Source organism: Arthrobacter sp. 05L421 (assembly GCF_056397785.1).
The window spans coordinates 137293-160110 of record NZ_JBFTOC010000010.1; the positions used below are offsets into that span (position 1 = coordinate 137293).

A 22818-nucleotide genomic window follows, 5' to 3' on the forward strand; every position below is an offset into this window, starting at 1 on the left:
CACTCAAAAGGAGACACCCCAGTGACTGAAATGTTCTACGACGACGACGCCGACCTGTCGATCATCCAGGGCCGCACTGTCGCCGTCATCGGTTACGGCTCCCAGGGCCACGCCCACGCCCTCAGCCTGCGCGATTCCGGCGTCGACGTCCGCGTCGGCCTGAAGGAAGGCTCGAAGTCCCGTGCCAAGGCCGAGGCCGAGGGCCTGCGCGTCCTGAACGTTGCCGACGCCGTCGCCGAGGCCGACCTCATCATGGTCCTCACCCCGGACCAGGTCCAGCGCCACGTCTACGCCGAGGACATCGCCCCGAACCTGCAGCCGGGCGACGCCCTGTTCTTCGGCCACGGCTTCAACATCCGCTACGGCTACATCCAGCCCCCGGCCGACGTCGACGTCGCCCTCGTTGCCCCCAAGGGCCCGGGCCACATCGTGCGCCGCGAGTTCGAAGCCGGCCGCGGCGTGCCGGACCTGATCGCCGTCGAGCAGAACCCGTCCGGCAAGGCCAAGGAACTGGCCCTGTCCTACGCCAAGGCCATCGGCGGCACCCGTGCGGGCGTCATCGAGACCACCTTCACCGAGGAGACCGAAACCGACCTCTTCGGCGAGCAGGCTGTCCTCTGCGGCGGCGCCTCGCAGCTGATCCAGTACGGCTTCGAGACCCTTACCGAGGCCGGCTACAAGCCCGAGGTGGCGTACTTCGAGGTGCTGCACGAGCTCAAGCTGATCGTCGACCTCATGGTCGAGGGCGGCATCGCCAAGCAGCGCTGGAGCGTCTCCGACACCGCGGAATACGGCGACTACGTCTCCGGCCCGCGCGTCATCACCCCGCAGGTGAAGGAAAACATGAAGGCTGTCCTGGCCGACATCCAGGACGGCACCTTCGCCAAGCGCTTCATCGATGACCAGGACGCCGGCGCGCCGGAGTTCAAGGCACTGCGCAAGAAGGGTGAGGACCACCCGATCGAGGCCACCGGCCGCGAACTGCGCAAGCTGTTCTCCTGGATCAAGAACGAGGACGACTACACCGAAGGTTCAGTCGCCCGCTAGGCATTGCCCGGCAGGGGAGCCGGACACCATAACTTGGGGTCCGGCTTCCCTGCTGTCCAGCACCACCGCATCACCAGCACCACCCGATTCACCAAAATCCCCACCAGATACACAAGAGAGCTAAAGAGGTCACCGGTGACAAGCACCAAACCTGTAGTACTCCTCGCTGAGGAACTTTCACCCGCCACAGTCGACGCCCTCGGCCCGGACTTTGAAATCCGCCAGACTGACGGCTCCGACCGTTCCCAGCTGCTCTCCGCGATCGCCGACGTCGACGCGATCCTGGTCCGCTCCGCCACCCAGCTGGACGCCGAGGCCATCGCCGCCGCCAAGAACCTCAAGGTAATCGCACGCGCCGGCGTCGGCCTGGACAATGTGGACATCAAGGCGGCCACGCAGGCCGGCGTCATGGTGGTCAACGCGCCGACCTCGAACATCGTCTCCGCCGCGGAACTGACCGTCGGCCACATCCTCAGCCTCGCCCGGCACATCCCGCAGGCCAGCTCCGCCCTCAAGGACGGAGAGTGGAAGCGCTCCAAGTACACCGGCATTGAGCTCTTCGAGAAGAAGATCGGCATCATCGGCCTGGGCCGGATCGGCGCCCTGGTGGCAGCCCGCCTGAAGGGCTTCGACACCAAGATCCTCGCGTACGACCCCTACATCACCTCCGCCCGGGCCGCCCAGCTCGGCGTCCAGCTGGTGACGCTCGACGAGCTCCTTGCGCAGTCGGACTTCATCACCATCCACATGCCCAAGACTCCGGAAACCGTCGGTATGCTCGGCGCCGACGCCTTCAAGAAGATGAAGAGCACGGCGTACGTCATCAACGTCGCCCGCGGCGGACTGGTGGACGAGGAAGCCCTCTACACCGCGCTGCAGGCCGGTGACATCGCCGGCGCCGGCATCGACGTGTTCCATAAGGAACCCAGCACCGACCTGCCGTTCTTCAAGCTCGACAACGTCGTGGTGACCCCGCACCTCGGTGCCTCCACCGACGAGGCCCAAGAAAAGGCCGGCGTTTCCGTCGCCAAGTCCGTCCGCCTGGCACTCGCCGGCGAACTGGTCCCCGACGCCGTCAACGTCGCCGGTGGCGTCATCGCACCGGACGTCCGTCCCGGCATCCCGCTGATTGAAAAGCTGGGCCGGATCTTCACCGCGCTGACCCACGCCTCCCTCACGCAGTTCGACGTCGAGGTGGCAGGGGAGATCTCCTCACTCGATGTCAAGGTCCTGGAACTCGCGGCGCTCAAGGGCATCTTCGCCGACGTCGTGACCGAGCAGGTCTCCTACGTCAACGCCCCCGTGATCGCCGAGCAGCGCGGCATCAACGTCCGCCTCATCACCACCCCGGACACCGAGTCGTACCGCAACGTCCTGACGCTGCGCGGCGCCCTCAGCGACGGGAGCCAGATCTCCGTCGCCGGAACCCTGACCGGCCCGAAGCAGATCCAGAAACTGGTCGGCGTCAACGGCTACGAGGTGGAGATCCCGATCAGCGAACACCTCGTGGTGGTTGCCTATACGGACCGCCCCGGCGTGATCGGCACGATCGGCCACATCCTGGGCATGAACAACATCAACATCGCCGGCATGCAGGTGGCACGCCAGGCAGAGGGCGGCCAAGTGCTTGCCCTGCTGACCATCGACAGCTCCGTTCCCCAGCAGGTCCTTGACGCGATCAAGGCCGGAATCGGCGCTGACATGGTCCGTGAGGTTGACCTCGAGGACTGAAATCCTCCCCGCAGGGCGCCGGCGGCGGCATGACCGCCGCCGGCGGCCACGAGCGGCCGGCTGGTCTGCGTACAATGGCTAGGACCGAATTTCGGGTCTTGGCCGGCAGACCGGCCTTTACTTTTGCACGCCCGGCACGGGACGCCTTCACTTCCGCAGGAAATGAACTGCGGCGTGCGCACGCAATCCAGCTTTCAGGAGCCCAATGAACGCCGTCCAGAGGTTCATCAGAAGCAGAGTGCTTCTGTTGACCGCGTCCATTTTGATCGTCGCCATGTGCCTGTCCGTGCTCGTCCAGGGTCAGTCCCAGGCGGCGCTGAACAGGACCGTGGATCAAAACTCCCGGGGCCTCTATGATGTCCTGGTCCAGGCCAAGGCCGATGACAACGGCGGCCTGATGCAGCCGGACATCGCCACCGGCCAGGGCGGCATCAGCTTCGAGCAGCTGGATTCGATCCGCCAACTCTCCGGCACCTCGGTGGCCGCACCCATCAGCCTGGTCTCGCGCGTCACGCAGAACCTGGAATCGCCGCGGCTGGACGCCACTGACTACCTCGGCTTCAACGCCGGCCTCGCGGGCACGTCCGGCGACCCGACCGCCACGGACCCGAGCAAGTGGCCGGCCGCGGAATCGGTGCTGAACGACACCCCGAAGAAATACCGCCTCACCGCCAGCGCCGTCAGCTCCGACGGCCACTCCGACCAGACCCTGTTCAAGACCACGGCAGAAGGTTCCCTCGGCAAGGCGAAGCTCGTCGAAGAGCAGGTTGAAGGCGGCAAGAACGTCCGCATCCAGGGCCCGGACGGCGAGACGGGGATCAAGTTCCCCACCCCGGCCGGCGGCTCCGAGCACAATCTCTTCAACCTCTCCGTTTCGCTGCCCATGGCGCCGCAGGTGACCGAGTCCGTCGTCGCCGTCGACCCCGTCTCCGAACGCGCCCTGCTCGGCGGAGCCGGCGACTTCCTGGCCCCGCTGGAGAAGGCCCCGCCCGCGGACGCCCGCAACGCCGGCGCGATCGGCCGGCACTTCGAGAGCCTCTTCACCAACGGCATCTCCATGGAGCAACTCAAGGAAGGCCCGGACTTCCTCGGCGTCAAGCTCAAGTACTGGGCACCGCTGATGACCCAGTACCAGCAGGCCAAGCGCGACGGCCAGCTCACCGCCGATTCGCAGGCCATCCCGCTGATCGTGCGTTCAGGCACCGCCCTGGACCTGAAGTACTCGGTCAAGATCGAGGAAATCGACGGTTCCGGCAACGTCACCAAGGACGTCGGCACGGTCACCCGCTCGCTGGACAAGGACTACCTGCCGTTCGTCTCGAAGTCCCCGTTCGCCCTCGCCTGGCCCGGGTCCAAGGACCTCTCCCAGCTCATGGGTGACACCGGATCCTTCAGCCAGGGCCTCTACAACCCCGCCACATGGAGCACCAACTTTGCCGCCGCCCCGGCGTACAAGGACGGCGACGCCGCCGCCAACGGCGCAGTGGACAAGAGCGCCACCCCCGGTGACTGGGTCACCGTGAACCGGCTGCCGGACAAGGCCGCCAACGGCGCCGCCGTCGACCAGACCCAGCGCGACCCCGTGGACGAGCGCTCCTACAGGCAGAACCTCGAGACCGGCAAGAAGCTGGCCACGCCGCTGGCCATGGTCTACGGCACCTTCGACCCCGCGAACGTCAAGGCTGCCGCCGGCGACGTCAACCGGCTGCCGCTGGGCGGCTACGACCCCGCGCCGTTCACCCTGACCAAGGACGCGTCCGGCACTGACGTCAACACCGAACTCAAGCCCTCGCTGAGCGCCACGGGACTGGTCAGCCAGTCCGCCGGTGCCATCACCGACTACTACGGCCTCGCGGCCGCCCGCGGCTATGAGAAGAACGCCTCCGTGATCGACGCCGTCCGGGTCCGCGCCAAGGTTCCGGGCAGCTGGAAGCAGGCGCAGCCCGAGGTGGAGAAGCTCGCCAACGAGATCCGCGACATGGGCCTGCAGGCCACCGTTGTGGCCGGCTCGGCCCGCGAAGACGCCAACATCGCCGTTCCCGGCTACTCCAAGGATGGCGCCGGCAAGGAATCGCCGCTGGGCACCGTGCAGCAGTCGTGGGTCCGCCAGGACGCCGCTGACGCCGTTTCCAGCTCCCTGACCGCCACGAACCTGACCCTGCTGTTCCTGACCCTCTGCGGCGCCGCCCTTCTGACCGGCGCCTCCACCGTCAGCTACATCCGCAAGCGGCGCAGTGAGGCCGGAACCCTGCGCGCCATGGGCTGGACCCAGCGCAAGATCCGCTCCTGGGTGCTGGCCGAATTCGGCGTCGGCGCCGCGCTGCTGGCCGTCGTCGGCGTTGCCCTGAGCCTGATCACCTGGAGCGCCGCCACCGCGGTGGTTTCGGCGTCGGTCCTGGTGCTGTACGTGGGTGCGGCGTTCATCGCTGCGCAGCAACTGCGCCACCGCGAGGTAGTGGACCAGGAGCCGCAACACGACGAACGGCTCATTGCGGTCGATTCCCCGCTGACCTTCGCCAACCGGCAGCTGAGCACCAACAAGTTCAACACCATCTCGCTGGCCGTTGCAGTCGGTGTCTTCGGCGCCGCTGTCGGCGGACTGGTGGCCCTGTTGATCGACATTCCCCGGGCCGCCGGCGCCAGCGCCCTCAGCGGGCTGGCCGCGGCCAGCATCGCGCTCCCGAGCATCGTCCTGGGCGTGTCCGGCGTGGCCGTCGGGCTGGTGCTGACCATGGTCACCGGGCGCTTCGAGCTGCAGGCCAAGCGCCAGTACCTCGGCACGCTGCGGGCCATGGGCTGGAACCCGGACATGCTGGGCCAGGTCCGCCTGTTTGAGAACGCCATGGTGGGAGCCGTCGCGCTGCCCCTCGGCATTGTGGGCGCCCTCGGCATCGGCCTCCTCCTCGCCCCCTATGCCGCGCTGTGGGCCGCAATTGCCGGTCTCGTAGCTGTACTTTGCTGGATTCCGATTGCAACGAAAGTGGTCCAATGACTAACGAGCTGAACCTTGACCGGGAGGCACACGACCGGATGACAGCCAGCACCCGTCGCGGTGCGCATAAGACCCGCGCCAACACCATCGTGAAGGCCGCGGACCACGCCACGCCACTGGAACTGAGCAACATCACCATCCACTACGGCGGCGGCAAGGGCGGTGCCGAGGCCGTCAACGTCGTGGACGACTTCAACATGACGCTGCACGCGGGCGAAATGCACTGCGTCGCCGGCCGCTCCGGTTCGGGCAAGACCAGCATCCTGACCGTCGGCGCGGGGCTGACCCTGCCGACGTCGGGCCGGGTGTTCTGGGAAGGCGACTCGCTCGAGACCATGGGCGACGACGAGATCGCCGACCGCCGCCGCGCCCTGATCGGCTACGTTGACCAGGGCGGCGCGCTGATCGACGGGATGAGCGCGCTGGAGAACGTCCTGCTGCCGGCCGTGCCCGACGGCGAGGTGGAGAAGCGCCGCGACATGGCCAAGGACCTCCTGGACCTCGTGGGCCTGGGCCGGCGCATGCGCCACCGCCCGGCGCAGCTCTCCGGCGGCGAACGCCAGCGCGTGGCGATCGCCCGGGCGCTCATCCTCGGCACCCGCGTCCTGGTGGTCGACGAGCCCACGGCCAGCCTGGACCGTGCCGCGGCCAACCGCATCATCAGCATTCTCAAGGACACCACCTCGGACGGCATTGCCGTGCTGGTCGCTTCACATGACCACGAACTGGTCCGCCAGAGCGATACCCTCACAGAACTGATCTAGATTTAGACCGTGACTTCAACTGATAAGACCCCGTTCTACATCACCACGGCCATCACGTACCCCAACGGGGTGCCGCACATCGGCCATGCGTACGAGTACATCGCCACCGACGCGATGGCCCGCTTTAAGCGCCTGGACGGATACGACGTCTTCTTCCTGACCGGCACCGACGAGCACGGCATGAAGATCGCCCAGGCGGCCGAGAAGGAAGGCGTCACGCCCAAGGAACTGGTGGATCGGAACGCCGAGATCTACAAGGGGGCGCACGCCGCCCTGGGCGTCTCGTACGACCGCTTCATCCGCACCACGGACGCCGACCACTACGCGGCGTCGCAGGCCATCTGGAAGAAGATGGAGGCCAACGGGGACATCTACCTGTCCAAGTACGAGGGCTGGTATTCGGTCCGCGACGAGGCGTTTTACGTCGAGGACGACACCGTGGTCAAGGACGACGGCATCCGCTACTCGCGCGAATCGGACACCGAGGTCACCTGGACGGCCGAGGAGAGTTACTTCTTCCGGCTCTCCGCCTATCAGGACAGACTGCTGGCGCTCTACGAGGCCCACCCCGAATTTGGCGCCCCGCAGTCCCGCTTCAACGAGGTCATCAGCTTCGTCAGGCGCGGACTGGAGGACCTGTCCATCAGCCGGACCACGTTCGACTGGGGCGTTCCCGTGCCCGGCAATGACAAGCACGTCATGTACGTGTGGGTCGACGCGCTGACCAACTACCTGACCGGCGTCGGCTACCCGGACATCGATTCGGAATCCTTCAAGAAATTCTGGCCCGCCGATGTCCATGTGATCGGCAAGGACATCTCCCGCTTCCACGCCATCTACTGGCCGGCGTTCCTCATGAGCGCAGGACTCGAGCTGCCGAAGCGGATCATGATCCACGGCTTCCTGCAGAACAACGGCGTCAAGATGTCCAAGTCGCTGGGCAACGTGGTGGCGCCCGCGGACTTCGTGGCCCAGTACGGCCTGGACCAGGTGCGCTACTTCTTCCTGCGCGAGGTCCCCTTCGGGGCGGACGGCAACTACAACCACGAGGCAATCGTTGGCCGGATGAACTCCGACCTCGCCAACAACTTCGGCAACCTGGCCCAGCGGTCGCTGTCCATGGTGGCCAAGAACTGCGAGGGCCGGGTGCCCGCGCCCGGTGCGTTCTCCGCCGAGGACACCGCGCTGCTCGGCCAGGCCAACGATCTGCTGGACGCCGCCCGGGCCGCGTTTGAAAAGCAGGAGTTCAGCCGCGCACTGGAGGCGATCTGGGCTGTCCTGGGGGACACCAACGCCTACTTCGCCGAGCAGGCCCCGTGGGTGCTGCGCAAGACCGACGTCGAACGCATGAACACGGTCCTCTACGTGACGCTCGAGGTGTTGCGGATCGTCGCGATCCTGGCCCAGCCGGTGATGCCGACGGCGACGGCGGCGATCCTGCACACACTCGGCCAGCCGGAGGGCGAGGCGCGCCAGTTCACGGCCCTGGGGACCCCGATTGTGCCCGGCACGGAGCTGCCCGCGCCAGCCCCGGCGTTCCCGAAGTACGAGGAACCCGCCGAGGCCTGAGCCAGCGAAGTGAATGACGCTCCCGTGCCTCCGAAAGGAAGGTGCGGGGGCGTCCTTTTTTGCTGCGGGCGATCGAATAGTGAGACAACTTGACCAGAATGTGGGACTCTTGGCTACGCTGAAAACATGAGCGCATCCACGATTGATCTGGCAGTCATCCCGGGCGACGGCATTGGTCCGGAGGTCACGGCCGAGGCCCTGAAGGTTCTTGAGAAGGCCGCGGCCGCCGAGGGGATCGTGCTCCAGCAGACCCACTACAAGCTGGGCGCGGAGCACTGGCTCGAGTCGGGGGAGACCCTGCCCGCGGCCACCCTCGCCGATCTCCGCACGCGCGACGCCATCTTGTTCGGCGCCGTCGGGGCGGCCCCCGGCGATACCCGGATCCCGTCCGGCGTTATCGAGCGCGAACTCCTGCTCAAGCTGCGCTTCAGCCTGGACCACTTCGTTAACCTGCGGCCCTCCCGCCTCTACGCCGGGGTCGGCAGCCCGCTCGCCAACCCCGGCAAGATCGATTTCATCGTGGTCCGCGAGGGCACCGAAGGCCCCTACGTCGGCAACGGCGGTACGCTGCGCGCCGGCACCCCGCACGAGGTGGCCACCGAGGTCTCCCTGAACACGGCCCACGGCGTGGAGCGCGTGGTCCGCGACGCGTTCCGCCGGGCCAACGACCGCCCCCGCAAGAAGCTCACGCTGGTGCACAAGCACAACGTCCTGGTCTTCGCCGGCCAGCTCTGGAAGCGCACGGTTGAGGCCGTGGCCCAGGAGTTTCCTGACGTCGCGCACGACTACCTTCACGTTGACGCCGCCACGATTTTCATGGTCACCGATCCGGCCCGCTTCGACGTGATCGTCACCGACAACCTGTTCGGCGACATCATCACCGACCTCGCGGCCGCCGTGACCGGCGGGATCGGCCTCGCCGCGTCCGCCAACCTCAACATGGACCGCACGGCGCCGTCCATGTTCGAACCGGTCCACGGGTCCGCCCCGGACATCGCCGGCCAGCAGAAGGCCGACCCCACCGCGGCCATCCTCTCCGCGGCGCTCCTGCTCGACCACCTCGGCTTTGGCGCCGCCGCGCGGAAGATCGAGGCGGCCGTGACGGCCGACGTCGAGGCCCGCGACGGCGCCGTCCGCACCACCAGCGCGGTGGGCGACGCCATCGCGGCGGCGCTGTAAGCCCGCAGTAGCTCAGACGCTGTAGGTTGCGCTGTGCTGTAGGTTGCGCTGTACGGGGCCCGGCGGGCGCCGCAAAACCCCGCTGCCAACGGGCGTAAGCTTGTTTCGAATCACCAATATGCTGCCGTGGTCCGAGGGTGAACCACGTTCCCACACCAGGCAGCCGATCGTGGAGGAACCATGACTCAGACTGCCCATGGCGTCGAATTCACCCAGCACCTGTCGGAGACCCCGAAGTCTGCTGAAGAGCGTGCAGCCATCCTGGCAAACCCGGGGTTCGGCGACTATTTCACCGACCACACCGCGATTGTCGACTACACCGTCGACGCCGCAGGCAACGGTGGCTGGCACGACGCTCGGGTTGAGCCCTACGGCCCGATCTCCCTGGACCCGTCGGCAGCAGTGCTGCACTACGGCCAGGAGATCTTCGAGGGCCTCAAGGCCTACCGCCACGCAGACGGCTCGATCTGGACGTTCCGGGCCGAGGCCAACGCCGCCCGGCTGAACAGGTCCGCCCGGCGGCTGGCCCTGCCCGAACTCCCGGAAGAATACTTCCTCGGCGCCATCCGCGAACTCGTCGCGGCCGACAAGGACTGGGTGCCCTCCGGCGACGGCGAAGCCCTGTACCTGCGGCCCTTCATGATCGCCACCGAGGCGTTCCTGGGCGTGCGGGCCGCACGCGAGGTCTCCTTCCGCGTGATCGCCTCCCCGGCCGGCAACTACTTCGGCGGCGAACTCAAGCCCGTCTCCATCTGGATCTCGCGTGAATACGCCCGCGCCGGCCGCGGCGGAACAGGTGCCGCCAAGTGCGGCGGCAACTACGCGGCGTCGCTGATCGCCCAGCAGGAGGCCGAGGCTCACGGCTGCAAGCAGGTCCTCTTCCTCGACCAGTTCAACGACAACGCCGTCGAGGAACTCGGAGGCATGAACGTCTTCTTCGTCATGAAGGACGGCTCGCTGGTCACCCCCGCGCTGTCCGGGACCATCCTGGAAGGCATCACCCGGATGTCCGTGATGCAGGTGGCCCGGGACATGGGCCGGGAAGTCACCGAACGCAAGATCACCCTGGATGAGTGGCGCGATGGCGTAGCCTCCGGGGAAATCGCCGAGGTCTTCGCCTGCGGGACCGCCGCGGTCATCACCCCGATCGGCGTGCTCAAGGACGCCACCGAGTTCATCGGCGCCGAAGACGCGACGGCGGGGGAGACCACCTTGGCCATCCGCGCCCAGCTGCTCGGGATCCAGACCGGCACCGTGGAGGACACCCACGGCTGGCTGACCCGCCTCGCCTAACCCCTAACGCTCACAGCGCCGGAACCACCGGCACGACGGCGGCCCCCACCTTCCTGTGGCGGCCGCCGTCGGCGTCTGCAGCCGCAGGAAGTTCGCGCAGGGTCAGATTTCAGCGCAAGGGGGTTCAGTGCAGGGCCAGATTTCAGCGCAAGGGTTGGGTTCGGTGCAAGGATGGGACCGTGAGCACCGAGAATTTCCGCGACATTGTCCGCAGCAGTGAACTGACCCGGTTCCGCCTCGCCCCGAACCCGGGCCCCATGAGCCTGGCCGGAACCAACTCCTATCTCATTGCCGGCCCGGGGGCGGCAGGCAGGGTGGTTGTCGACCCCGGGCCCCTCGACGAGCCGCACCTGCAGGCGCTGGCCGGCGACGGGCCGGTCGAACTCATCCTGATCACGCACCGCCACGCCGACCACACCGCGGCCGCCGCGCGGTTTTCGGAGCTCGCTGGCGCACCTGTCCGGGCCGCGGATCCCGCCCACTGCCACGGCGCACCCCCGCTGCGGGATGGCGAAACCATCCGCGCGGCCGGAACGGACATCAGGGTTCTTGCTACACCGGGCCACACGGCTGATTCGCTGTGCTTCCACCTGCCGCAGGACGGCCCGCACGGCTCGGTGCTGACCGGGGACACGATTCTGGGCTCCGGAACCACCGTGCTGGACTACCCAGACGGCACCCTCCGCGACTACCTCGAATCGCTGGACCGGCTCGAGCGCCTCGGGCCAGCCACGGTGCTGCCGGCCCACGGCCCGGTGCTGCCGGCACTGGACGCCGTCGCCCGCGCCTACCGGGAACACCGGCAGGAGCGGCTCGAGCAGATCCGGGCCGCCCTCGCGGCACTGGGTAAGGGCGCCGGCGCTGACGCCGATGTCCGGGCCGTCACGGACGCCGTGTACGCCGACGTCGATCCCTCCGTCCGACGCGCCGCGGAGCTCTCCGTGGCGGCGCAGCTGGACTACCTGCGGACTCACCCAGGTTCACCCAACTGACTGGCAGCAGGGGCCGTTTTGGGCCTTCATAACGGCCCCTGCTGCGAGTTAGTTGGGAGGGGCACACCCCTGGGACCGGTAGGCTGGGAACCATGCGTATCGCCCGGTTTGTAGTTGATTCTGATCCCCTCTACGGCATCGTGGAAGGTGAGCCCGGCAGTGAGGAAGTCACTGTCATCAAAGGCGACCCCTTCTTCCACGGCGTGGAACGAACCCCCATGAAGCACAAGCTGGAGGACGTCCGCCTGCTGGCGCCGATCATCCCGCGCAGCAAGGTCATCGGGGTCGGCCGCAACTTCGCGGAGCACGCCCGGGAACTCGGCAACGAGGTCCCGGCCCAGCCCTTGCTGTTCCTCAAGCCCAACACCTCCGTGATCGGGCCCAACGATCCCATTGTCCTGCCGGAGTTCTCCGAGGATGTCTCCTTCGAAGCCGAGCTGTGCGTCGTGATCGGCCGGATCTGCAAGGACGTGCCCGAGAACCGGGTGGACGACGTCATCTTCGGCTACACCTGCGGCAACGACCTCACCGCCCGCGACGTCCAGAAGACGGACCTGCAGTGGGCCCGTGCCAAGGGCTTCGACACCTCGGCACCGCTGGGGCCGTGGATCGAGACCGAGCTCGACACCGAGGACCTGCAGATCCAGGGCCGGCTCAATGGCGAACTGCGCCAGGACGGCAGCACCAACCAGATGATCCGCGGCGTCCGGGAGTTGGTCTCCATCGTCTCGCAGGCCTTCACCCTGCTGCCCGGCGACGTCATCATGACCGGTACCCCGGCCGGAGTCGGCGCAGTAAAGGCCGGCGACCGCTACGAGGTCGAGATCGAGGGCATCGGACGCCTCTCCAACCCGGTGGTCCGCCGCTAACCCGCTCCGCCAGGAAGATGTAGCGCCGAGTTCGGCTGTCCTTTTGCGTGGCGGCATTCCGGGCAAGTGGCGATGGGAGAGATTGGTAATGTTGGTACCACTATGACTACTCCTTCCGCGTCCGACGCCGTTTCCAGCTCCGCCCTTGCTGCCCCCACCGGTGAAGTCACCGCTGACACCCCGGTCCGTGTCCGGTTCTGCCCGTCGCCCACGGGCACCCCGCACGTCGGCCTGATCCGCACGGCCCTGTTCAACTGGGCCCATGCCCGGCACACCAAGGGCACCTTTGTGTTCCGGATCGAGGACACGGACGCGGCCCGCGACTCGGAGGAGAGCTACCAGCAGCTGCTTGAAGCCCTCAAATGGCTCGGCATCACCTGGGAAGAAGGCGTGGAGGTCGGCGGCCCGCACGAGCCCTACCGCCAGTCGCAGCGGCTGGACCTGTACAAGGATGTCGTGGCCAAGCTGATCGAGGCCGGCTACGCCTACGAGTGCTACTCCTCGCCGGATGAGGTTGAGGCCCGCCACCGGGCAGCCGGCCGCGACCCCAAGCTGGGCTACGACAACTTCGACCGCGAGCTCTCCGAGGAACAGCTGGCCGCGTTCAAGGCCGAGGGCCGCCAGCCCGTGCTGCGCGTCCGCATGCCCGACGAGGACGTCACGTTCACGGACATGGTCCGCGGCGAGATCACCTTCAAGGCCGGCAGCATCCCGGACTACGTCATTGTCCGTGCCGACGGATCCCCGCTCTACACCCTGGTTAACCCGGTGGATGACGCACTGATGGGGATCACCCATGTGCTCCGCGGCGAGGACCTGCTTTCCTCCACGCCCCGCCAGGTGGTGCTGATCCGCGCGCTCATGGACATCGGCGTCGCCAGCTACATGCCCGTCTTCGCCCACCTGCCGTACGTCATGGGCGAGGGCAACAAGAAGCTCTCCAAGCGTGACCCCCAGTCCAACCTGTTCCTGCTCCGGGACCGCGGCTTCATCCCCGAAGGCCTGCTCAACTACCTGTCCCTGCTCGGCTGGAGCCTCTCCGCCGATGAGGACATCTTCACCGTCGATCAGCTGATCGAGCACTTCGATGTCAACGATGTGCTGGCCAACCCGGCCCGTTTCGACATCAAGAAGGCCGAAGCGATCAACGGCACCCACATCCGCATGCTCGGTGCCGAGGACTTCCGCGGCCGCCTGGTGCCCTACCTCCAGGCCGCCGGATTCGTGGGGGAGAGCCTCACGGCCCGCGAGGAGGAGATCCTGGCCGAGGCCGCCCCGCTGATCCAGGAGCGCATCTCGCTGCTGGGCGAGGCCCCCGAAATGCTCGCGTTCCTGTTCAAGGCCGATGACGCGATCGACGTTGCCGACGACGCCCGCAAGGGCCTGCCGGAGAACCTCACCGAGGTGCTCGACGCTGCCCTGTCCGCGCTGGAGCCCGTCGCCGACTGGACGGCCGAGAACATCCAGGCTGCCCTGAAGGAGGCCCTCGTGGAAGGCCTCGGCATCAAGCCGCGCCTGGCCTTCGGACCGGTCCGCACGGCCGTCTCGGGCCGGCGGATCTCCCCGCCGCTGTTCGAATCCATGGTCATCCTGGGCAAGGACTCGTCCCTGGCCCGCCTCCGCGCCTTCCGCGGCTGACATGCTGGCAGCGGGTCTGGGCTCCGGCGCTGTCCAAGGGATCCTGTTCGACATCGATGACACCTTGGTGGACCTCGAATTCGCCATGACGACGGCCCTCCGCGACGTCAGCGAGCACCTCCTGCCCGGCCTGGACGAGGCCGGGTGGGAGCGGTTCGGGCGGATCTTCACCCATGAGACCACCCACTTCTACGACCGCTATCTGGCCGGCGAGCTGACGTTCAATGAGCAGCGGCTGCTCCGCGGCCGGGCGGCGCTGGGGTATTTCGGCGTCGAACTGGCGGACGGCGAACAGGCCCACCACTGGGTGAGTTCCTACGCGAGCCGCCAACACGGCTACATTCGCGCGTTCGACGACGTCGGACCGCTGCTGGACGCCCTGGACGCCGCCGGCATTCCCTACGGGGCTGTGAGCAACAACGTCCACGACTACCAGCGCGTGAAGCTGGACGCGGCCGGGCTGGAACGGATTGCCGTTCTGGTGGGCACCGATACCGTCGGCGTCGCAAAACCGGATCCGGCCATCTACCTCGAAGGTGTACGGCGGATCGGTACCGGCCCCGGCCAAACCCTGTACGTCGGGGACAACCGGCTGCTCGACGCGGAAGGCTCGACGGCGGCCGGCCTCCTCGGTGTCTGGCTGAACCGCGGCGGGGAACCGGCCCCGGGCTTCGTGGGCCGCGAGGTCGGCTCCCTGCTGGATCTGCTGGCGTAGCCGGTCCGCAGGAACCGGCGCCGGAGGCTACCGGGGGATGGCCTGCTTCTTCCGCAGCGCCAGGAAGGCGCCGACGGAGCCGAGGGCCAGCACTGCGAGCGTGCCGGTGCCGTCCGCGATCTTGGCGTTGCCGTCCGCGAGTTTGTCCGCGCCCGTAGCCAGCTGGGAGGAGCCGGACGCAAGCTTGGTGCTGCCGGCCGAGAGTTCTGAGGCGCCGGAAGCCAGTGCCCGGGAGCCGTTGAGCAGGCGGGGGTTGGCCGGATCGCCGGGATTGCCCCTGATGCCGACGTTCAACGCCATGGTTCCGTCGGCGTGCCGGGAGCTGCCCGCGGTCATCCGGGCGGCGGCCTTGAGCGCCGTCCTCCAGCTGGCCAGCTCCGGCGGAAGCCTGGGCGCCCCATCCTTGAGCTTCGCTGAGCCGTCGGTGATGTGGCCTGTGACGAGGGTATAGAACCCCAGCAGGGCGATGAGCCGCTAGGCTGCCGGCCACCCCAGATGACGTGATGCAGCTAACACCGGAAAATGATCGCAAGGCTGCCCGCAGTGGACTGGGGGAGGGGTGGTTACTCGTTGGTAACTTACCGAGCATAAACTTGTTTCCGCGGGATTGGCGAGGCCTGGCTTGGGTTTTGCCACCGTTGAAGCGGCACTCGGCCTGCCCGGACGGCTCGATCCCGGCGCTGCACGCCCGATTTGTGGAAGTGAAAACTCTCGGGTAAAGTAATTACTCGTGCTGAGGCGCCGGGAGCGAAGGTTTAGGCCTAAAGATCCGGACCGAAAGTGCCTTTGGGATATGGTGTAATTGGCAACACTACGGTTTCTGGTACCGTCATTCTAGGTTCGAGTCCTGGTATCCCAGCTCTGAAAGTCCGCGGGTTTCCGCTGAAATTCGGAAGTTTTGAATCGGCTGGTCCGATTTGAAACGCTGGCCAAGTGTATGAAACAATCATTTGGCTTGAATGGCAGAAGTGCTGTTCTGGAAGTACGCGGCCCCATCGTATAGCGGCCTAGTACGCTGCCCTCTCACGGCGGTAACGCGGGTTCGAATCCCGCTGGGGTCACAACGGAAACGGTCCCGGGCATCTGCCCGGGGCCGTTTTGCTTTGCCCGGGCGTGTGGATCCCGTTGCGCAACGCGCCGCCGGTGCTGGCCGGCCCGCTGGCCGCCGCGCCAAGGCCCAGCTGCGGGTTAGAGCGTGACCCAGGCGCCGGATCGCGCCTGCAGGCAGTTTCCGGTGGCCGTATCCGTCCAAGTTGAACCGTTCTTGAACACAACCGTCGTGTTTGTCTTTCCGATGATGTCGGCGTAGAACTGCCGGGACGAGGCCGACGCCGAGACCGTATTGACTACGGAATCCTCGAAGCGGAGGGTTACACGGTTGAATCCCGTCCAGGTTCCCTCCGCGGTGTATTCACCTTTGCCGGAGTAGAACCCGCCGGCTTTGGCGTCCGTGATGGTAACCGTAGCGTCGATCTCGAGGTTGCTGAAGTTGTTTGCGGCCCCGCCGGGCTGCCCGTTAGCGAGGTAGATTGCCCACCCTGTCGTCTGGTCGATGATCGCGCCGTTGATCTTCACATGGGAGACATCCCCCAGCTCGGAATCGATGAAGATGCCGTAGTTGTTGGCTTTCCGAATGTCCGGATCTGTGATCTGCATGTGTGTCACGCCGCCGATGCGGATGCCGGAGTGCCCTGAGTTTGCTTTGTTCCGGTTGCGGACGATTGGACTGACGATCTTGACGTAGTTGGCCATTTGGATCAGGAACCCGCATGTGTTCCGGTTCACCAGGCCACAGTCCTCCGCAAGGCAGTTCAGGATGAACAAGTTCTCGTTGTAGACACCCACGGCGGGAAGGCTGCCGAGAACCTTGAACCCGGTGCCTGTGCAGTTGATGGCGGAGCAGTTGTTGATCCAAAGGTTTCTGATCTGTGCCGGGCCGGAGGCGCGGAAGCCGTGCTCGCCGGCGTCGTGCACGGCGACGTTGTCAATGTGTATGTCCTCTGACGGTTGGTTCGCTTCCAGGAGGACGCCGTTGTGTCCGGGCGTGTAGATCGAGTTCGGGGATGCACCCCGGATCCAGCCGCCGTTGAGGCGAAGGTGAGATACGTCGCGAAAATGCGCGCCGTTGACGTAGGTGTGGATTTCGAGCCAGTTGATGGTCAGGTTCGGAACTGTCTCGGCGAACAAGGCGTAGTCGAAGTTCTTGATCCGGGCACGGTCAATGGTGATGTAGCTGGAGCCGTTGATGTTCACCCCGTTGTCCCGGATGTTGCCGCTGCCTTGTCCGGGGACAGTCGATTCGACGTCCACGACGTCGATCCGGACGTTTGTTGCGTCCTGGATAGACAAACCCGAGCCGCTGGCGCCGCCCAGTGTGGTGATGTAGATGCCGCCGGTGACGGCCGTATTTGAGCCGATCCTGATTTGGGGGCTGCGGCCCGTCCGGGCACTCGCACGGAACCTCGCACCATTGGTGTGCAGGCGAAGCCCCGCGGGAAGGACCAGTCCGGCGCCGAGGACCATGGTGTAGGTGGCCGGGATGACCAGCGGGTAGCCGAGCGCCACCGCCGCGTTCGCGGCCGCCAGCACTGCAGCCCGGTCATCCGTGGTTCCGTTGCCGGTCACGCCATAGTCTCGGGCATTAATGAAGAGTTCGCCTTTGCCGACGGGTGCATTCAGCGCCGCGGCGGCTTGACCCCGGACGGCCTGATCACTCTGAGTGGCAGCAGCTAGTCCGAGACCACCGGAAATAATGGCTGTTCTACGTGTTACGGACATGACGATCGGCCCTTCATCCGGCCAACAGCGCTTCCTCGACCATCATGGACCAACGAGCCTTGGAAAACCCTATGATCGTGCGCCTTCACATATTGTGGCCCCGACACAGTTTGTGTCGCTACGGACGTTGCCGACGGCGGCGAGTCAGTTAGACGCTCGCTGCGGCGTCGCGGACCTTGATCATGGTGCGGAGATTGCGGGTGGTGGTGGAAGCCTTGTACTTCTCCTTCGAGGACAGCTTGCTGAAGGGGCTGTCCAGGGTTCCGCCGGCGGGGGCGAGCCAGGCCAGGGCTTCAGGGCCCAGCCGGGTGAGTTTGGCCCCGTCCAGGGCGCTGCCTGCCTCAAACAGCTCCGAGAGTGCTGCTTCATCAGAGGCGAGCGTCAAATATGTGTGGGTGGACGCGTCGTCGGCCGGATAGGGGCAGGCCTCCACCAGGGCTGCCACGCGGGCCGCCGTCAGCACCACCACCCAGGCGTCGTAGCCGAAGGTTTCCCGCAGGCACGCCTCGAACTCCTGCTTGACCCCAGCAGGATCCAGCTCGCTGGCCAGCACCACGTTGCCGCTGGCGAGCAGTGTCACGACCCCCGAAAACGGCCGTGACTTCAGTGCGCTCTTGAGATCGGCCATCTTGATATTGATGCCGCCCACGTTGATGCCCCGCAGGAACACCGCATAGCTGTTCATGGGCACAGCATACTTAGTCGTTGGTCTTGCGGAGCGCCTCGGTCAAGACACGCCCGGCGTTGCAGACCACTTCGGCGTGCAGCCGCCCCGGCTGGCGGGTCAGGCGCTCGATTGGACCGGAAATGGACACTGCGGCGATCACGCGGCCGGACGGCCCGCGGACCGGTGCCGAAACGGAGGCGACCCCCGGCTCACGCTCACCGAGGCTCTGGCCCCAGCCCCGGCGTCGTACTCCGGCCAGAACCGTCGGAGTGAAGCGGGCGGACTGGAGGCCTTCCAGGAGACGGTCGTGGTCCTCCCACGCCAGCAGCACCTGGGCGGCGGAGCCGGCCTTCATGGACAGCTGGGTGCCAACGGGAATCGTGTCGCGCAGGCCGATGGGGCGTTCGGCGGAGGCCACGCAGACGCGCCAGTCGCCCTGGCGGCGGAAGATCTGGGCGCTCTCGCCGGTGGCGTCGCGCAGCTGCATGAGCACGGGGCCCGCGGAGGCGATGAGGCGGTCCTCGCCGGCGGCCGAGGCCAGTTCCACCAGGCGGCTCCCGAGCACGAACCGGCCCTGGATGTCGCGGCTCACGAGCCTGTGGTGCACCAGGGCCAGAGCCAGCCGGTGCACCGTGGGCCGGGCCAGTCCCGTGGCCGCCACCAGCTGCGCCAGGGTGGTGGGGCCAGCCTCAAGTGCGTCAAGCACATGGGCCGCTTTATCGATGACACCGACTCCACTAGAATTGTCCATGTAATGATATTGACGTCTCATTATCTGAGATGCAAGTCAACGCGCTGGCGTATTACTTGGCTGTGCTGGTTCAGTGGAAGCAATAGTCCGTAGAACGCACATTATTTACCGCAGTGAAGGGAGCAGGCCGTGGCAAAGACACTGGCCGAGAAAGTCTGGGACGCGCACGTTGTGCGCAAGGGGGACGGCGAAGGAGCCAACGCCCAGCCGGACCTCCTTTTCATCGACCTCCATCTGGTGCACGAGGTGACGTCGCCGCAGGCCTTTGAAGGCCTGCGCCTGGCCGGGCGCAAGCTGCGCCGGCCGGACCTCACCATCGCCACCGAAGACCACAACACTCCCACGCTGGACATCGACAAGCCAATTGCCGATCTCACCAGCCGCACCCAGATCCAGACCCTGCGCAACAACTGCCAGGAGTTCGGCGTCCGGCTGCACTCCCTCGGCGACGCTGAGCAGGGAATCGTGCACGTGGTGGGCCCTCAGCTGGGCCTCACGCAGCCCGGCATGACCGTGGTCTGCGGTGACTCGCACACGTCAACGCACGGCGCCTTCGGAGCGCTGGCCATGGGCATCGGCACCTCCGAGGTGGAGCACGTCATGGCCACCCAGACGCTGTCCCTGAAGCCGTTCAAGACCATGGCCATCAACGTTGAGGGCACGCTGCGCCCCGGCGTCAGCGCCAAGGACATCATCCTGGCCGTCATTGCCAAGATCGGCACCGGCGGCGGGCAGGGTTACGTGCTGGAGTACCGCGGCTCCGCCATCCGCGCGCTGTCCATGGAAGCCCGGATGACCATCTGCAACATGTCCATCGAAGCCGGCGCGCGCGCCGGGCTGGTGGCTCCGGACCAGACCACGTATGACTACATGTACGGCCGCCCGCATGCGCCCCAGGGCGCCGACTGGGATGCCGCCGTCGATTACTGGAACACGCTGAGCACCGACGACGGCGCGGCGTTCGACGTTGAGGTGGACCTCGACGCCGACACCCTGGAGCCGTTCGTGACGTGGGGTACCAACCCGGGCCAGGGAGTGTCGCTCTCTGCCAAGGTGCCGTCCCCGGACGACTTCGGCGATGAAAACGCCAAGGCCGCCGCCGAACGCGCCCTGCAGTACATGGGGCTCGAGGCCGGCACGCCGATGAAGGACATCCGGGTGGACACGGTGTTCCTGGGCTCATGCACCAACTCCCGGATGGAGGACCTCCGGGCCGCGGCCGACGTCATCCGGGGCCGGACCAAGGACCCGGCCGTGCGCATGCTGGTGGTGCCCGGCTCCGCCCGCGTTCGGCTCGAGGCTGAAGCCGAGGGCCTGGACAAGGTCTTCAAGGACTTCGGGGCCGAGTGGCGCTTTGCCGGTTGCTCCATGTGTTTGGGCATGAACCCGGATCAGCTGGAAGTGGGGGAGCGCTGCGCCTCAACGTCCAACCGTAACTTCGAGGGGCGCCAAGGCAAGGGCGGCCGCACCCACCTCGTCTCGCCGGTGGTCGCGGCGGCAACGGCGGTCCGCGGCACGCTGAGCTCGCCGTCGGATCTGGACCCCGCTCCGGAGTCGGCAGCGGTCCGCGTCGACGCCGCGTAGTTTCTGCCGCGTAGTCTCCGCCCGGATTCAAACCCCGATCCACACAGTCCGATCCACACAGCCCCGATCCATACAGTCCCGAAGGATCCGCCATGGAAAAGTTCACCACCCACACCGGCATCGGTGTCCCGCTGCGCCAGAGCAACGTTGACACGGACCAGATCATCCCTGCCGTGTACCTCAAGCGCATCACCCGCACCGGCTTTGAAGACGCGCTTTTCGCCGCGTGGCGCAAAGACCCGTCCTTCATCCTGAACCAGGCACCGTTCAGCGCGGGATCGGTCCTGGTGGCAGGCCCCGATTTCGGCACCGGCTCGTCCCGCGAGCACGCCGTCTGGGCGTTGAAGGACTACGGCTTCAAGACCGTCCTGTCGTCCCGTTTTGCCGACATCTTCCGGGGCAACTCCGGCAAGCAGGGCCTGCTCGCCGCCGAGCTCGCCCAGGACGACATCGAGCTCATCTGGAAGGAACTTGAGAACGCCCCCGGAACCGAAGTCACGGTGGATCTCGTGTCCAAGACCGTGCAGTGCGGCAACATTGTGGCGCCCTTCGAGATTGACGATTACACACGGTGGCGCCTCCTGGAAGGCCTGGATGACATTGGGCTGACCCTCAAGCACGAACCAGATATCACCGCGTACGAGGCCACGCGGCCTTCCTTCAAGCCCAGGACGCTGCCTGCCCGGTTGTCGTCCTGAGGGTCCAGATCTGAGGACCCGAGGCCAGGCAAGAGCTCAGGGCCGCGGGCAACAGGTCGTGCGGGCAGCCGCCCAGTCTCGGTCGTTCGACTAGTTCTGACGTGCCGCCGTCGAGTTGCAAGACTCGACGGCGGCACTTTTGTCGTCACTTCTCGTTTCTAGGCCCAGCTGGCACGCCCATCCGACGTCACGAGTCAGCGACACGAGTTACCGGTCCTAGGCCACCGCAACTGAAAGACGCTTTCGGATCCTGAGGGCCTTCGCCCGGTGCCGGAGCTGGCGACGGTACCGGGACGCCGGCCCATCCGTTCCGTGCGCACGTGGGTCAAGAGCCGTTGTTGCGGCAATCGGATCCGCCGTGGGCAGATCGCCGCAGGAAGCTGGTTCTGACAACGGCGTTCCCGGGAGGGGTGGTGCGGTGGAGTGGTAGGTGTGGCCGGTGGGGGTGGTGAGTTCGATGGTGTGCCTGGTTCTGCTGCGCCCGGGACCTGGTCGGGGTCTAGAGTCCGCGAGTTGTGGGTGTGCGGGGTTTGCTGGGCGGGCTCGCCAGCCGGGGGTTTCTTTGGTGTGGTTGCAGGCTTCGCAGAGGCCGGCGCCGTTGGTCTGGGTGGTGGGTCCGCCGTGGTGCCAGGGGATGATGTGGTCCAGGTGCCGGATCGGGGCGTCGCAGTAGGGGGTGCGGCAGGTGTCGTCCCGGGTCTGGATGAGGCGGCGGAGCCGGTGCGGGAAGATCCGGGCGCGGGAGTCCATGGCGACGAGCTCGCCGGTGCGCGGGTGGGTGTAGAGCCGTCGAAGCCAGACGGTGAAAGCGTTCGCATCGGCATCGGCATCGGCGCTCCTGGGCGTGCCGGGTCCCCGGGGTCCGCCGGGTGTGCCGCCTGGTTCAGGGGGACCGGTGGTTGACTCGCCGGATTCCTGTGGGCCGTTTTGTCCGGGTGAATCGATGCCGGCTGTGCTGTCGTTGGCTTTGGTGGCGTTGATGAGGGTGCGGGCCCAGCCGGCGGGGACGGTGCCGTAGCCGGGGATCCGGGCCGGCTCGGAGTCGGCCTGGAGGAGGGTGCGGTCGGTCATGACGACCTGGATCTCGACTCCGGTGATCCCGCCCGGCGTGCCCGTGCAGCGCTGGACCAAAGTGTCGGCCATGGCCTGCCCGCGGCCCCTCGGGTCCCCGGCGGCCCGGAGGGTGTCGGCGTGCCGGCTCAGGGCGGTGTAGATGCCGACGCCGGCGGTGACCGGGAGCAGGGCGGTGAGGTAGCACATGGTGTCCGGGGCCGGGCGGAGGCTGACATGCCGCTCGGACATGGCGTGTGCGGCGCGGTCGGTGACGGTGCGCGGGTCCAGCCGGTAGGCGGCGGCCCGGGCGGTGGCGACCAGCCGCCGGTCCCCGGCCCCGGCGAGGGTCCCGGTGTCGGGTGCGAGGTGTTCGTCGACGGCGGACCGGTCCGCGGCGGTCAGGCACGCGGTTTCGCGCACGAGCAGGGTGGCGCGCCATTCGTTCAGCTGCCCGGATTCGAGCGCGGCGAGGGTGTGCGGCATCTCGGCCACGAGGGC

18 protein-coding genes and 2 tRNA genes are annotated in these 22818 nt (G+C 66.8%); 15 read left to right on the top strand and 5 right to left on the bottom strand.

The window, feature by feature from the left end; all coding sequences use genetic code 11:
* Positions 1 to 21 precede the first annotated feature (21 nt).
* The 11 genes from ilvC to AC1DKQ_RS13495 all read left to right on the top strand — a co-directional run bounded on the left by ilvC (position 22) and on the right by AC1DKQ_RS13495 (position 14789).
* A complete protein-coding gene (gene ilvC / locus AC1DKQ_RS13445; protein WP_026538933.1) occupies positions 22 to 1047 on the top strand; it encodes a ketol-acid reductoisomerase in 1026 nt (341 codons plus the stop codon).
* A gap of 135 nt (positions 1048 to 1182) precedes the next feature.
* Positions 1183 to 2778, top strand: coding sequence for a phosphoglycerate dehydrogenase (serA, locus tag AC1DKQ_RS13450; protein ID WP_476919243.1), 1596 nt, complete (start codon positions 1183 to 1185; stop codon positions 2776 to 2778).
* A gap of 205 nt (positions 2779 to 2983) precedes the next feature.
* Entirely contained in the window at positions 2984 to 5770 is a 2787-nt protein-coding gene (locus tag AC1DKQ_RS13455) for an ABC transporter permease (RefSeq protein ID WP_476919244.1), read from the top strand.
* Positions 5767 to 6534, top strand: a complete 768-nt coding sequence (locus tag AC1DKQ_RS13460; protein WP_377985106.1) for an ABC transporter ATP-binding protein — start codon at positions 5767 to 5769, stop codon at positions 6532 to 6534. The genes AC1DKQ_RS13455 and AC1DKQ_RS13460 overlap by 4 nt, the downstream gene beginning before the upstream one ends.
* A gap of 9 nt (positions 6535 to 6543) precedes the next feature.
* Entirely contained in the window at positions 6544 to 8103 is a 1560-nt protein-coding gene (gene metG / locus AC1DKQ_RS13465; RefSeq protein ID WP_476919245.1) for a methionine--tRNA ligase, read from the top strand.
* A gap of 126 nt (positions 8104 to 8229) precedes the next feature.
* Positions 8230 to 9282 carry a 3-isopropylmalate dehydrogenase gene (locus tag AC1DKQ_RS13470; RefSeq protein ID WP_476919246.1) on the top strand — a complete coding sequence of 351 codons (1053 nt, stop codon included), beginning with the start codon at positions 8230 to 8232 and terminating at the stop codon, positions 9280 to 9282.
* A gap of 180 nt (positions 9283 to 9462) precedes the next feature.
* Positions 9463 to 10575 carry a branched-chain amino acid aminotransferase gene (locus tag AC1DKQ_RS13475; RefSeq protein ID WP_277523343.1) on the top strand — a complete coding sequence of 371 codons (1113 nt, stop codon included), beginning with the start codon at positions 9463 to 9465 and terminating at the stop codon, positions 10573 to 10575.
* A gap of 179 nt (positions 10576 to 10754) precedes the next feature.
* A complete protein-coding gene (locus AC1DKQ_RS13480; protein ID WP_476919247.1) occupies positions 10755 to 11567 on the top strand; it encodes an MBL fold metallo-hydrolase in 813 nt (270 codons plus the stop codon).
* A gap of 92 nt (positions 11568 to 11659) precedes the next feature.
* Positions 11660 to 12436: a fumarylacetoacetate hydrolase family protein gene (locus AC1DKQ_RS13485; protein WP_377985101.1), complete on the top strand. Its 777-nt coding sequence runs from the start codon at positions 11660 to 11662 to the stop codon at positions 12434 to 12436.
* Between the two features lie 102 nt (positions 12437 to 12538).
* Entirely contained in the window at positions 12539 to 14074 is a 1536-nt protein-coding gene (gltX, locus tag AC1DKQ_RS13490) for a glutamate--tRNA ligase (RefSeq protein ID WP_476884748.1), read from the top strand.
* 1 nt (position 14075) lies between these two features.
* Positions 14076 to 14789 (top strand): HAD family hydrolase, encoded by a 714-nt coding sequence (locus AC1DKQ_RS13495; RefSeq protein WP_476919248.1) that lies wholly within the window; start codon positions 14076 to 14078, stop codon positions 14787 to 14789.
* A gap of 27 nt (positions 14790 to 14816) precedes the next feature.
* On the opposite strand, the gene AC1DKQ_RS13500 is transcribed toward AC1DKQ_RS13495, so the two are convergent.
* Positions 14817 to 15125: a hypothetical protein gene (locus AC1DKQ_RS13500; protein ID WP_476919249.1), complete on the bottom strand. Its 309-nt coding sequence runs from the start codon at positions 15123 to 15125 to the stop codon at positions 14817 to 14819.
* A 451-nt stretch (positions 15126 to 15576) separates the two neighbouring features.
* On the opposite strand from AC1DKQ_RS13500, the gene AC1DKQ_RS13505 reads away from it, so the two are divergent.
* Together AC1DKQ_RS13505 and AC1DKQ_RS13510 are read left to right on the top strand one after the other, a co-directional pair.
* Positions 15577 to 15648 (top strand) — tRNA-Gln (locus AC1DKQ_RS13505).
* A gap of 129 nt (positions 15649 to 15777) precedes the next feature.
* Positions 15778 to 15850, top strand: a tRNA-Glu gene (locus tag AC1DKQ_RS13510).
* Positions 15851 to 15977: 127 nt separating this feature from the next.
* On the opposite strand, the gene AC1DKQ_RS13515 is transcribed toward AC1DKQ_RS13510, so the two are convergent.
* From AC1DKQ_RS13515 to AC1DKQ_RS13525, 3 genes are all read right to left on the bottom strand, one after another.
* Positions 15978 to 17414 carry a hypothetical protein gene (locus AC1DKQ_RS13515; protein ID WP_476919250.1) on the bottom strand — a complete coding sequence of 479 codons (1437 nt, stop codon included), beginning with the start codon at positions 17412 to 17414 and terminating at the stop codon, positions 15978 to 15980.
* 301 nt (positions 17415 to 17715) lie between these two features.
* Positions 17716 to 18252, bottom strand: coding sequence for a DUF1697 domain-containing protein (locus tag AC1DKQ_RS13520; protein ID WP_476919251.1), 537 nt, complete (start codon positions 18250 to 18252; stop codon positions 17716 to 17718).
* A 13-nt stretch (positions 18253 to 18265) separates the two neighbouring features.
* The gene (locus tag AC1DKQ_RS13525) at positions 18266 to 18985 is read right to left on the bottom strand and encodes an IclR family transcriptional regulator (protein WP_026266447.1); all 720 of its coding nucleotides are present in this window, start codon (positions 18983 to 18985) and stop codon (positions 18266 to 18268) included.
* Positions 18986 to 19114: 129 nt separating this feature from the next.
* On the opposite strand from AC1DKQ_RS13525, the gene leuC reads away from it, so the two are divergent.
* Together leuC and leuD are read left to right on the top strand one after the other, a co-directional pair.
* On the top strand, positions 19115 to 20569 hold the full coding sequence (gene leuC / locus AC1DKQ_RS13530) for a 3-isopropylmalate dehydratase large subunit (protein WP_476884753.1): 1455 nt from the start codon (positions 19115 to 19117) through the stop codon (positions 20567 to 20569).
* Between the two features lie 92 nt (positions 20570 to 20661).
* On the top strand, positions 20662 to 21267 hold the full coding sequence (gene leuD, locus AC1DKQ_RS13535) for a 3-isopropylmalate dehydratase small subunit (protein ID WP_476919252.1): 606 nt from the start codon (positions 20662 to 20664) through the stop codon (positions 21265 to 21267).
* A 216-nt stretch (positions 21268 to 21483) separates the two neighbouring features.
* On the opposite strand, the gene AC1DKQ_RS13540 is transcribed toward leuD, so the two are convergent.
* Positions 21484 to 22818 (bottom strand): HNH endonuclease (locus AC1DKQ_RS13540; RefSeq protein WP_476919253.1); only part of this gene is annotated, 1335 nt, incomplete at its 5' end.

What these genes read in the sequence shown, in the direction of transcription:
- AC1DKQ_RS13455 (WP_476919244.1), top strand. Translation starts at nt 2,984, where the DNA reads ATGAACGCCGTCCAGAGGTTCATCAGAAGCAGAGTGCTTCTGTTGACC.
- AC1DKQ_RS13460 (WP_377985106.1), top strand. Translation starts at nt 5,767, where the DNA reads ATGACTAACGAGCTGAACCTTGACCGGGAGGCACACGACCGGATGACA.
- AC1DKQ_RS13470 (WP_476919246.1), top strand. Translation starts at nt 8,230, where the DNA reads ATGAGCGCATCCACGATTGATCTGGCAGTCATCCCGGGCGACGGCATT.
- AC1DKQ_RS13475 (WP_277523343.1), top strand. Translation starts at nt 9,463, where the DNA reads ATGACTCAGACTGCCCATGGCGTCGAATTCACCCAGCACCTGTCGGAG.
- AC1DKQ_RS13485 (WP_377985101.1), top strand. Translation starts at nt 11,660, where the DNA reads ATGCGTATCGCCCGGTTTGTAGTTGATTCTGATCCCCTCTACGGCATC.
- gltX (WP_476884748.1), top strand. Translation starts at nt 12,539, where the DNA reads ATGACTACTCCTTCCGCGTCCGACGCCGTTTCCAGCTCCGCCCTTGCT.
- AC1DKQ_RS13495 (WP_476919248.1), top strand. Translation starts at nt 14,076, where the DNA reads ATGCTGGCAGCGGGTCTGGGCTCCGGCGCTGTCCAAGGGATCCTGTTC.
- AC1DKQ_RS13500 (WP_476919249.1), bottom strand. Translation starts at nt 15,125, where the DNA reads ATGACCGCGGGCAGCTCCCGGCACGCCGACGGAACCATGGCGTTGAAC.
- AC1DKQ_RS13520 (WP_476919251.1), bottom strand. Translation starts at nt 18,252, where the DNA reads ATGAACAGCTATGCGGTGTTCCTGCGGGGCATCAACGTGGGCGGCATC.
- AC1DKQ_RS13525 (WP_026266447.1), bottom strand. Translation starts at nt 18,985, where the DNA reads ATGGACAATTCTAGTGGAGTCGGTGTCATCGATAAAGCGGCCCATGTG.
- leuD (WP_476919252.1), top strand. Translation starts at nt 20,662, where the DNA reads ATGGAAAAGTTCACCACCCACACCGGCATCGGTGTCCCGCTGCGCCAG.